The following is an 11,247-nucleotide window of genomic DNA, read 5'->3' as shown; positions in this document are numbered from 1 at the left end:
ATGCCCGCTCCAGCCAGAGGGTCATGGTGTCAGAGCAGCTCTTCGCCGGCGAGTGCCAGGCGTGAGCGCTCCACGCTTCTCAGGGTCACATGGCTGGCATGTGCCCAGTTGCTGAAGCGCTGGACCACCGCCGCCATGCCGCAGGTATTGGCAGTGAGGTAGGGCGTGTCGATCTGACCGACGTTGCCCAGGCAGACGATCTTGGTGTTGCGCCCGGCGCGGGTCACCAGGGCCTTGAGCTGTTTGGGAGTGAAGTTCTGCGCTTCGTCGATGATCAGGAAGGTATCGTTGAGGGTGCGGCCGCGCATGAAGCCTGGGGCGCGAATCTGCACCCGGGAGCCGATCAGCGTTCGGGTGGCATCCTGGCTCCAGCTGGTGCTGCCGTCATGCTCGTCGCGCAGCAGGTTGTCCATGTTGTCATGGAAGGCCCCCATCCAGGGTGACATCTTCTCCTCCTCGGTGCCGGGCAGGAAGCCGATGTCCTCGCTCATCGTGATCGGTGCCCGGGTGAAGACGATGCGCTCGAAGCGCTTGGCGTCCAGGGTCTGCTGGAACGCCGCGGCCAGGGTCATGAAGGTCTTGCCGGTGCCGGCGCTGCCGGCGATGGTCACCAGGTCGATGTCATCGTCCATCAGCAGGTTGAGGGCGAAGTTCTGGCGGCTGTCGTGGGCATGGACCCCCCAGACACCCGCCTTGTGGCGATAGTTGGTGAGCAACTGCAGCCGGGCGTGGTTGGGGCCCAGTTCGCGAACGATAGCCTCGAAGCTGGCGCCATTCTCGCTGTCGGATACCAGCATGCCCAGGTGCCAGTCGGCGGGCATGCGTCCTTCCAGGTGGTAGAAGGTGTGATGGTCGACCCGCTCGACGGTGACGTCCACCTCGAGCTGGCCCCAGGGGCCGTTGTCGCCGGCTTCCGAGTCGGGATAGATGCGGACGCCTTCGAGCATGGCATCGCTGTCGCTGAAGACGCGGTCGGTCAGGTAGTCCTCGACCGGTACCCGCAGGGCGGCGGCCTTGACCCGGAGGTTGATATCCTTTGAAACCAGGATGACCGAGGCATCGGGACGTTCGTCACGCAGCCGGCAGGTCTCCGCCAGCAGCCGGTTGTCGGGGCTCTCTTCCAGGTGCTCGAGGGACTTCAGTTCGGGGTAGCAGAGAAACCGCAGCCGACCCATCGGGGTGCCACCGGCGCGGGGAATGGGAATGCCTTGCTGGATTTCGTCGAATGAGACCTGGTTGGTCAGGTCGGAGAGGGTGCGACTGACCTGGCGGGCGGTGCGAGCGATCTCGCGCAGGCCGTTCTTGTGCTTGTCGAGCTCCTCGAGCACGGTCATGGGGATGACCACCTCGTGTTCCTCGAACTGATACAGGGCAGCGGGGTCGTGGATCAGGACATTGGTGTCCAGCACATAGAGCCGCTTGGCTTTCTTGTCGAGTCGGACCATCGGGCAACGCTCCTGAGTAGAGGGCACCTCAGACACTGGCCCGCTTGCCTTTCCATCTACTGACAGTCCGGCACCCTTACTGGCCAGTGTCACTTCGAAAGGCTGGTTCCTCCTCTTCCACCGTCTTCCTGACGTTTGACTCTAGAATGGCTTTTTCATCTCCAGCCTGCCATAGGCAGGCTTCAACGATCAGCGTCGTACTGCCCGGATCGGCGCGACTGACGTATGCCGTTGCGTTGATAGCCCCCATGGCCTGGCAAAGTGTATCGGCATATTATTGAATGTCCGTTGAACCGAATGGACCCCGCTGGACATCGCGCTTTCCGCAAGCCCGTGCTCGCCTTCCCCACATTGATTGTGCTGTATGAGGCAGGTATCGTCCCAGCGATTGGAAACAAGACACAACAAGGCATAACAACAAGGGGAACGGAATGGAACCGGCTTTCGTGGTTCTGCTATTGGCCGGCGGGGCGCTGTTGCTGGCAATGATCTGCATGGTGATGTACTTTTCCGGCCGCGCCAGGCGCAGCGCCACCCCGCCGGCTGCCCAAACTGTGCAACCGGCCGAGCCAGCCGTGCCCGCCGAGCCAGAAGCCCCTGCTCGGAAAGCGGTCGCTGAGCCCGCGGAGCCACCACAGCCCTCCACCCATCGCTTCCAGACGGTATCGGGCACCGATATCAAGCAGTGCCTCTTCGTGGTGCTCGACTGGCCGGGGCTGGATACCAACCGTCGGCTGGCCAAGTTGTTCCGGGAGGTGAATGCTCACTACGATGAGAAGCTCGGCGTCTATGTGCTCCGCGACCCCCAGGCCGGCTACAAGCTCACCATCGCCAACTCCTCGCCCCCCGGCACATTGCCGCCCATTCATGAGGGTGATGACCAGCCGATCGTTCCGGGCGTTTCGATCCTCATCCACTTCATCAACAAGCGCAGCGTAGCACGCAACCCGGAAACGCTGATTCGCATCACCCAGTCCATCGTCGCCATCGGTGGACATATTCTCGACGCCGATCGCAACGAAGTCAGCAAAGAGGAGTTCGAACAGCTACGGAAGCAGGTCATTTGAAACCGACTTTCAGTCCAGTCCGCCCGCTCAGGCCTTCCGGCGCAGCGGATCAAGCAGATCGCTGAGGCCGTTATGGTCGATCTCATGCATCAGGTGCAGCAGCCGGCCGATTTCGCCGGGCGGGAAGCCCTCTCGTGCAAACCAGTTAAGGTAGGAGCCGGGCAGGTCGGCGATCAGCCAGCCCCCGTACCTGCCGAACGGCATCCTGAGTGTCACCAGCGTTTCCAGATCTTCGGGGTTCACGCCTTATCGCTCCTTTGCCGTTGCTAGCCAGGATAGTGTGGCGCCACTCTACGACGTCGCGTCGCCACTCGCCAGCTGTCTCCTTGACGGAAAATACCGCTGTTGGAGCGCTGGTCCCCATCGCGACTGGCGCCGTCAGGCGCCCCGGCGGAGGCTGCCCACGTAAGTGGTAGTCTTGTACCTCGGCAACACCGCCGGGAGCCCTCCGGCCTCCAGTCGTGAGCTGAAGCTTCCTCCAACAAGATGGTAAATGTCTGCGATGGCAAGAAAAAACAGCTGTTGGAGCGCCGCTCTGCTTCGCGACTGGCGCCGCCAGGCGCCTTGGCGAAGGCTGCCAAGGCCCGTGATTATTGCCATCGCAGACAACACCGCCGGGAGCCCTCCGGCCTCCAGTCGTGAGCTGAAGCTTCCTCCAACAAGATGGTAAATGTCTGCAATGGCAAGTAAAAACAGCTGTTGGAGCGCCGCTCCGCGTCGCGACTGGCGCCGCCAGGCGCCTTGGCGGAGGCTGCCCACGTAAGTGGTGGTCGTGTACATCGCTAACACCGCCGGGAGTCCTTCGGCCTCCAGTCGCCGATGCGTCGGACCGGAACTAAAGATTCCTCCTACAGCACGGTGTGGCACTGTCGGTGAAAAAGCAGCTGTAGGAGCGCTGGTTCCCATCGCGACTGGCGCCGTCAGGCGCCCCGGCGGAGGCTGCCCACGTAAGTGGTGGTCGTGTACATCGGCAACACCGCTGGGAGTCCTCCGGCCTCCAGTCGCGAGCTAAAGCTGCTCCGACAGCGGTGTGGCACCGTCGGTGAAAAAGCAGCTGTAGGAGCGCTGGTTCCCATCGCGACTGGCGCCGTCAGGCGCCTTGGCGGAGGCTGCCCACGTAAGTGGTGGTCGTGTACATCGGCAACACCGCCGGGAGTCCTTCGGCCTCCAGTGGTGAGCTGAAGCTTCCTCCAACAAGATGGTAAATGTCTGCAATGGCAAGTAAAAACAGCTGTTGGAGCGCCGCTCTGCGTCGCGACTGGCGCCGCCAGGCGCCTTGGGTTCTCCCCTCCTGGCGGAGGACGGGCCCCATATCGCCGTTTGACGCCCCCATGCGCTGGGCTACTTCCTGGCTCATGTGTGCAACGACATGGGCACGAATCGGCCCACGCGCGAAGACTCGATCGCCGCGGTGCAGACCGAGCCGGCCATTCTGGGCTTCGAGCCCCCGTGGGTGTGCGGCTGGTGGGGTGAAGACGGAGCCGTGCCCGCTGAGCACAACGATCCGCCGGTATCGGATACCCCGGCCCTGGCCATCCATGGCCAGATGGACCCCTGCTGCGGCACACGCTGGAGCGAGCATGTTCGCAAGACCATGCCCAACCTGCAGTACGTCGAGTTTCAAGGACTGGGGCACAATCCCGTCAACGAATGTCGCTCCACCATGATCAATGCCTTTCTCGACGACCCAGACGCACCGGTCGACGACAGCTGCAGGAACGAGGTGGATCTGGAGCCCTGGGTGATCGAGCCGGCACAATAGCGGTCTCCACCAGGCCTCTGTAGTTGCCTGGCAGAGGTTTTTTCCACATACGCCGGCATCCCGGCGAGACAGTCTTGGCAAGCCTTGAACTGTTCTCGCTTGGATGCCGGCCAAGTGAGCTAGAGCGAAAGTGAGGCCATGGGGCCTGGAATTGACAGCGTTACTTGTCATTCTGTTCAGGCAGCCAAATAAGCCCCTACGGTCTGCGCGTTACCAGCCAGTGGGTGATGCCGAGCGCAAGGACGACGGCCGCGATCGCCATGATTTCCATCGCAGTTACGTAGTCGGTGTCCATGATGATCACCTTACGGGCGATTGCCATGAGCGCGGTTGCGATGACCAACTGGATCGGCAACATGTTGGTGCCCAGATAAAGGCGAATGTTGATGAATATCTCGATGGCGATGAGTACCACCATGAAGGCACTAAAGATGGCGAAGATATCGCTCACCTCAAACAGCATGAAGGGGGGCGTCATAAGCCGGGTGTAAAGCATGTAGACCACGTCGATCACACCCCAGATAATGACCAGTACCATCAGGATGGACAGCACCTTGACGGCAAGGCGTATGATGCGATGCAGGTGCCTGATCAGAGGATCTTCGTGCTCCTCCGGCAGTTCATCATGGTAAAGGCGATGCTTCAGCAAGCGCTTGGTGTCTTCTACACGAGACTCTTCCATTGGACCACCCTTCGGGTTCGTCAGGCCTTGTTGCCATCCCGTTGGATCGTGAAGGGTAAACTAAAGTTGCCGAGCACGTTTCCAAGACCATGCCCAATTTGTAGCAAGTCGACTACCGGGGGCTGGGGAAAAGGTCGCCAGCGATTGCTGGATGGCGTACGCGAAATTACCCCCGATGAATGGGAAGGGGCATTCCAGCGGGTCTGCTGCGTGAGTGAGCACTGACTGGGGCGCTTGTCTTACTCTTGCCTATGCTGAGGCAATACAAGTCGGAGGGAATCGACCATGCTGATCGAGATAATCAGAAACACGCCCCTATGGGTATGGCCGTTGCTGCTGTTTCTGCTTTATAGGGGAGTCCAGCAGAGCAAGGCTCGTACCGTCGGCCTCTCCCGGCTGGGCATCATCCCGGCGATTTTTCTCTTCCTTGGATGTTACGGTCTCATCCATGCGTTCGGCGACGATCCAATCAACTTGGCACTCTGGGCGTTTGGCATCGGCCTCGCCGTATTGCTGCATATCAAGCTCGCCATCCCAAGAGGCGTGCGATTCTCCCCGCAGCAGCAGAGTTTTCTGGTGCCGGGAAGCTGGCAGCCGCTTATCCTCATGCTGGCTATCTTCTGTGCCAAGTTCACCGTGGGCGTCATCGTTGGGATGCAACTGCCCATGGCCGATACGGCCACCTTTGCCGCTTCTGTCAGCCTGGTTTACGGCTTGTTTGGCGGCATGTTCCTGGGCCGAGCCGTCGTTATCTGGCGCAGTACGCAGCTTGCCGATATCGATGGGCCTGAACAACAGCAGCTCCAATAAGTTCTTCTTTTTTACCCGCCAACGGGAGATGAACATTTACGGGAAAGATGCTCTTTAGATCGCCGATTTTCACCAGCTGCATGCTGCGGGAATCAAGTGGCCCCAGACTAGGCAGCTAGTACACTCATGACAGGCGGCATGTTCTTTCGTTACCACGCGGCTCACAAGCAGGCTGGCGGGGGCCTTCTACGACCGCTACACGGATGGACCGAGCGATTTCATCATGTATCAGTGGAAGCAGCAGTAGCCTTTGCGCTGAAGCGCCCCGGCACTGGCTGGCCACCTCTGTTCGCAGCAGGGTGTGTCGGGTTCCCCGTTCCCTGAGAACCACGTATCAAGAACGGTGGGATGATGCCAATATAGCAGCATAAGGCAGCGAACAGGGGCAGCGCATGACATTTGGCGATGGCGTGGTGCCGAGTTCCGCCTACCAGGCGCTACTCGACAAGGTGAGTGAACTCGAAAAGGCAGAACGGGTTCAGCGGGCACTTTATGCCATCTCTGAGCTCTCTGGAGCACAGCTGGAGATGAGCGTGATGCTCAGCCGGCTGCACGGCATCATCTCCGAGCTGATGTATGCGGATAATTTCTTCATTGCCCGCTATGACCAGGACTCACAGCACGTTCGATTCCTCTATTTTGCCGATGTCGCGACGCCATTCTCCGATGTGACGGCGGCCGGAATGGAGGCGCCGATCCCGCTGGATGAAATCGAGTACAGCCTCACCTGGTACACGATTCGCCTGGGCAAGCCGCTTCGCGGAACCCTCGACAAGATCGGTGCCGAATTGCCGGGGGAGTTCCGGCCGCTGGGGGTGGCACCGAAGGATTGGCTGGGCGTTCCCATGCTCGAAGGGAGTCAGGTGCATGGGATTCTCGTCGTTCAGCACTATGAAGAGGCCGAAGTATACGGGCCTGAGGACCAGGCGCTTCTGAGCTTTGTGGCCAGCCATATTCTGACGACGCTGCAGCGGCGAGAATATCGGGAGAACCTCGAACGGGCAGTGGCGCTGCGCACCAGGGAGCTGGCCGACGCCAACGCCAAGCTGCTTCAGGAGATCGCTGAGCGCAAGCGTAACGAGCTGATCCAGCGGGCGCTCTATCATATCGCGGAGCAAGCGGGCGACACCGGCCGGGAGAAGGACTTCTACCGCACGATCCACTACCAGTTGGGCAGCTTGCTCTATGCCGACAATTTCTTCATCGCACTGTTGGTTGACGATGGCGAGGCGATCGACTTCGCCTACTATGCCAACGACTATGATCCACCGAGCCCGAAGCGGCGCCTTCGTGATGGATTGACCGAACATGTCTTGCGCCTCGGCGCGGATGTGCTGCTCGACAAACGCCAGATCGCAGCTCTCGAGGCCGAGGGCAGCATTACCATCAAGGGAAGGCGCCCCCACTCCTGGCTCGGCGTGCCGTTACGCTGTGAAGGGCGGGTACTGGGAGTCATGGCCGTGCAGAGCTATCGCGATGACACCCTCTTTCAGCCGAAGGATTCGGAGCTCTTGCGGTTCGTTTCCAGCCAGATCGCCAGCAGTCTCGAACGCAAGCGTGCCCTGGCCTCTCTGCGCGAGGCCAAGGCCACCCTGGAACTCAGAGTGCGGGAACGTACCTGGGAGCTGGAAAAAGAGATCGCCACCCGCAAGACCGTGGAGCAGCAACTCAAGCATGAGGTGATGCACGACCACCTGACGGGCCTGCCCAATCGGGCGCACCTGCTTGAGCGACTGGAGCAGTTACCCAAACGGCATGAGGCCGGCGGGGAGAGGAGCGGGTTTGCCATCATGTTCCTCGATGTCGACAGCTTCAAGGCGATCAATGATGAGCATGGGCACATCATGGGAGACATGGTGCTGCGGGAAATAGCCGAGCGCCTGAAACAGAGCGTCAGGCCGCCCGGCTTGGCTGCTCGCCTCTCCGGCGACGAATTCGCTATCCTGCTGGAGGGGATCGAGCATGCAGAAGAAGCCGTCACGGTTGCCACTCGGTTCCTGCGTGCCCTGGAACATCCCGTTTCGCTGGCGGGAATCAGCCTGAACGTTTCCGTGAGCATAGGGATCGCGATGCTCGATGAGCATGAAATGACCCACTCTGACGTGCTTGGAAGAGCAGACAAGGCGATGTATCAAGCCAAGAGCGAAGGGCGTAGCCTGTATCGCCTGTATTCTTCCAGCAGCGAATCTTCCCCCGGGGAGCGCTGAAGAACCCTTGCGATTCTGTTTGGCCCAACCCCTATGCCGGAGATGGCTATAGGTCACTACCTGGTAGAAGCTAAAGCAGTTGATTTTTACTTTTGTGGCAGCGCTACTGTTGATCTTCATCGGTAAGGCTAGGCAACACCGCGGTCGCGAGCTAAAGCTGCCTCCAACAGCGTTCTTTCTCTTATGCGGTGGCGCGTCATGGCTGGCGAAGCCACCGCTAGATAATCAAAGACGGTTTCGCTTTCCCACTATCGCGGTCCCTTTTATGGGGCCGCTTGTGATTCGACAGCGCTATCTTTGCAGCGTCTCCTCCAGGAGCATGGCAATCCGCTTGTGATGCAGGGCATCGGCGGCGGCGTCAAAGGAGGGGGCGTCCTTGGCGGTGAAGCCGTGGGCAGCGCCTTTGTAGAGCTCGGTGGTGAAATGCACGCCGGCCATGGCCAGCGCCTCGTCCATGCGGGCGATCTGGTCGGGGGGCAGCAGGTCGTCTTTGTCGGCGTGGCCTAGATAAACGCGCCCCTTGATGGTGTCGATCCCATGCACGATGCTGCTCGAGTCGCCGGCGACTGCCAGGTTGGCCGAGTGGAAGCCCGCCGCGGCGGCAACGCGGTCGGGGTGTTTGGCGGCCATGCGCAGGGCGAAGGCGCCGGTCATGCAGTAGCCAATTACGCCTATCTTTCCCTCCTCGAATTCACTCTCGCTGTCGATGCAGTCCAGCAGGGCGGCAAAGTCGCGTGCTTGCGCTCCGGCGGTGAGCTCGCCGGCATACCCGAACAGCGTGGGGCGCACGTCCGGGTCACGGAAGGACTTGCCTTCCGGCACCACGGGGCCGCGCGCATTGCGGTAGTAGACGTTGGGCATCAGCACGGCGTAGCCGTTGTCCGCCACCTGCTGGGCCTTCTCGTGATAGCAGGGGCGCAGGCCGCCGATATCGGTGAACAGCACCACGGCCGGAAGGGGGTGATTGGCGTCAGCGGGCGTAAAGAGAAGGGCGTCGATGGTGCCGTCGGCGGCAGGAATGTCGATAGCACGTGACATGAACGGGCTCCGGGTTGTTGGCAAACGGCTGTTGTCAGGGTCGAATCTGCGTATTGATAGAAACCAATGCCAATCAGGATAGCTTCAGCTCGTGAAATGCCCATGCCAGCCAAGCCGGGCGGACCAAGGCTTGGCCCTTTTGTGCGGATACGGCCCGGCTACCCGGCTATTCGACGACAGCCGTCGCCGGCTCAACTGCGGCCCCCATTGCCGGGCTGCCGCAGACACAGTTACGACCATTCGCCTTGGCCTGGTAAAGCCTTTCATCGGCGACTCGGCTGAGCGTATCCAGGTCCATCCCGTCTGGCCCGTATTCGGCGACGCCGATGCTGACGGTGAGCTTCAGGGTCTTGTCCCGGTACGCGATGGCCAATTGCTCCAGGCTCTGCCTCAACGCCTCGGCAACGGCAATAGCGCCTTTGCCATCGGTGTTGTTCAGCAGCACCAGGAACTCCTCGCCGCCACAGCGTGAGATGAGGTCCGTCTCTCGCAGGCGCTCGCGCAGCATACGGGCGAAGGCGACCAACACTGCGTCGCCGGCCTCATGACCGTGCTCGTCGTTGATCCGCTTGAAGAGATCCAGGTCCAGCATCAGCAGCGAAAGCGGAGTCCCCTTGCGCCGCGCTTGTGCCTGCTCCCACAGGAAGACATCGTTGAGACGCATGCGATTGGCCAGCCCGGTAAGCGGGTCGATTGCCGCCAGGCGCGTCAACTTCAGCTCGGATCGTTCGCGGGTCCGTTCGTAAAAGTGCGACATACCCAGGGTGGTTAGAGCGGCGATGACAGCGTTGGCCAGTACCTCCACCCGAACGAGTTCGGGGCTGCCGCCAAAGCGGTACAAATAGATGGCCCCGCCAACCGACATATAGCCCACCGAGAGCAGCAGACCCAGCCGGGAACCGAGCAGGAGATGGCTGATCAGCGGGATGACCAGCAGCCAGATGAAGGCGTACGCCGAAATTTCCGGGCGGCTGAGCAGCAGGATGGTCGCTGACAGCAACACCAGCATGAAGCGCAGACACCATGCCTGTACTCGTTGGGTGCGACGAACCACGACCAGCAGGGCAGCGGCGAAGGCGGCAAGGGCTACCTGGATCCAGGCGACCAGAATCATGCTGTCGGGGAAGTTGAGGGCCGCAAAGACAAGGGAGCTGGCGATGGTGACCAGTAACATTGCCTGCAGCACCGCCCGGCGATGGTCTTGATTCGCTTGGTAAGGATGCATGCACGGGCCCTTGTCTAAGTGGGGTGTTGCGTGAGAAGGCTCGCGGCGGCAGTGCTTAGCCTCATTCGGGGCTTCGGCATTGCTACCCTACGGTCGTCCCTGGGCGTCGTGTTCCGATGCATCCCGCCGGCATCAGGTGGCCCTTCAAGATCAGGAATCCATGGTCAGGAGGGCTCGTCTAGCAAAGTAGGAAATCATGCGATCAGCGTACGCGCTAAGCCAGAGGCAGGTTATGACTTACATCAAGTTACATTAAGCGAGTGGGTTGTTATCCAGCCGCCTGATGGCGCCAGTCGCGAGCTAAAGCTGCAGTGACCATAAATTTTTCTTATGACGTGGCGCAGCTCATCTTCCAGGTGCCAGAAGCAGCTCATCCTTGTCAGAAAATACCGCTGTTGGAGCGCCGCATTACGAACCCGCCGCTGAAGCTGGTCTCCGTTCGCCAGGTGGGTACGGGCTTCGCGGAGCAGTGCTATCGGGTGCCATGAGCCAGAGGAAACGCTGATTCTCAGGTCATCGACATCCGGCTGTGCTCCAACTGCCGCTGGGCTTCGGCCAATGTGTGGGTTTTGCCACTCCAAGGCAGACGCTCCCCTGCGTGGCGGAGGTGGTACTCGGTCTGGCATCGGTCCTCGTCGTCCAGGATCTCGTAGCGGTGGATCTGGTCGCCGAATTCGTTGCACCACCAGTTGTCAGGGAGTTTGGTCCAGTTCATGGCGTCACCTCCACTGGCGCATCAACGCCAGGATTCTACAGTTCACGACAGCGCGCTTGCGCTCTGCTTTGATCTCGTCTGCTCGGCGGGCTTCATGGCGCCAAGGCGCCTCTGCATCCATTAGCCACTGCCGGTGCCGTCCACTCGGATATACTAATTGCTTATTTGCTAACATTAAGTTGCATTTTGCCTAGTATAAAGTTCATCGGCTTGCCCATATTATTCTTGAGCTTTTTTTGCGAGGCCTTGGAAGTGCTCAGCGACGCTGGCGTCATCTCCCCGCTGGGGTCCCGCAT

Annotated in this window: 10 protein-coding genes; 4 read left to right on the top strand and 6 right to left on the bottom strand. The window is 60.5% G+C overall.

What is annotated here, in order from left to right:
• Window positions 1–29 precede the first annotated feature (29 nt).
• Complete coding sequence (locus tag LOKO_RS09510; RefSeq protein ID WP_066448217.1) at window positions 30–1,445, bottom strand: PhoH family protein; 1,416 nt, start codon at window positions 1,443–1,445, stop codon at window positions 30–32.
• 431 nt (window positions 1,446–1,876) lie between these two features.
• Between LOKO_RS09510 and LOKO_RS09505 the strand changes: the two genes are divergently transcribed.
• Window positions 1,877–2,512 (top strand): cell division protein ZipA C-terminal FtsZ-binding domain-containing protein, encoded by a 636-nt coding sequence (locus tag LOKO_RS09505; protein ID WP_066448214.1) that lies wholly within the window; start codon window positions 1,877–1,879, stop codon window positions 2,510–2,512.
• A 27-nt stretch (window positions 2,513–2,539) separates the two neighbouring features.
• Here the strand turns inward: LOKO_RS09505 and LOKO_RS09500 are convergent, their stop codons facing one another.
• A complete protein-coding gene (locus tag LOKO_RS09500; RefSeq protein ID WP_066448211.1) occupies window positions 2,540–2,755 on the bottom strand; it encodes a DUF3820 family protein in 216 nt (71 codons plus the stop codon).
• Between the two features lie 1,126 nt (window positions 2,756–3,881).
• On the opposite strand from LOKO_RS09500, the gene LOKO_RS09485 reads away from it, so the two are divergent.
• A complete protein-coding gene (locus LOKO_RS09485; protein WP_066448202.1) occupies window positions 3,882–4,274 on the top strand; it encodes an alpha/beta hydrolase in 393 nt (130 codons plus the stop codon).
• A 196-nt stretch (window positions 4,275–4,470) separates the two neighbouring features.
• Here the strand turns inward: LOKO_RS09485 and LOKO_RS09480 are convergent, their stop codons facing one another.
• Complete coding sequence (locus tag LOKO_RS09480) at window positions 4,471–4,956, bottom strand: phosphate-starvation-inducible PsiE family protein (protein WP_066448200.1); 486 nt, start codon at window positions 4,954–4,956, stop codon at window positions 4,471–4,473.
• A gap of 285 nt (window positions 4,957–5,241) precedes the next feature.
• Here LOKO_RS09480 and LOKO_RS09475 point away from each other — a divergent pair, with 285 nt between their 5' ends.
• Together LOKO_RS09475 and LOKO_RS09470 are read left to right on the top strand one after the other, a co-directional pair.
• On the top strand, window positions 5,242–5,766 hold the full coding sequence (locus LOKO_RS09475) for a DUF6622 family protein (protein WP_066448197.1): 525 nt from the start codon (window positions 5,242–5,244) through the stop codon (window positions 5,764–5,766).
• Between the two features lie 392 nt (window positions 5,767–6,158).
• Window positions 6,159–7,973, top strand: a complete 1,815-nt coding sequence (locus LOKO_RS09470) for a sensor domain-containing diguanylate cyclase (RefSeq protein WP_066448194.1) — start codon at window positions 6,159–6,161, stop codon at window positions 7,971–7,973.
• A 291-nt stretch (window positions 7,974–8,264) separates the two neighbouring features.
• Here the strand turns inward: LOKO_RS09470 and LOKO_RS09465 are convergent, their stop codons facing one another.
• The 3 genes from LOKO_RS09465 to LOKO_RS09455 form a co-directional block, all read right to left on the bottom strand.
• The gene (locus LOKO_RS09465; RefSeq protein ID WP_066448191.1) at window positions 8,265–9,011 is read right to left on the bottom strand and encodes a dienelactone hydrolase family protein; all 747 of its coding nucleotides are present in this window, start codon (window positions 9,009–9,011) and stop codon (window positions 8,265–8,267) included.
• 166 nt (window positions 9,012–9,177) lie between these two features.
• Window positions 9,178–10,236 (bottom strand): GGDEF domain-containing protein, encoded by a 1,059-nt coding sequence (locus LOKO_RS09460; RefSeq protein WP_083517527.1) that lies wholly within the window; start codon window positions 10,234–10,236, stop codon window positions 9,178–9,180.
• 508 nt (window positions 10,237–10,744) lie between these two features.
• Window positions 10,745–10,951: a hypothetical protein gene (locus tag LOKO_RS09455; RefSeq protein ID WP_066448188.1), complete on the bottom strand. Its 207-nt coding sequence runs from the start codon at window positions 10,949–10,951 to the stop codon at window positions 10,745–10,747.
• Between the last annotated feature and the right edge of the window lie 296 nt (window positions 10,952–11,247).

It is taken from the genome of Halomonas chromatireducens (assembly GCF_001545155.1).
Classification (GTDB): Bacteria; Pseudomonadota; Gammaproteobacteria; order Pseudomonadales; family Halomonadaceae; genus Halomonas; species Halomonas chromatireducens.
The sequence above is the reverse complement of the archived record's forward strand: the minus strand, read 5'-3'. Positions and strand labels throughout refer to the sequence as shown.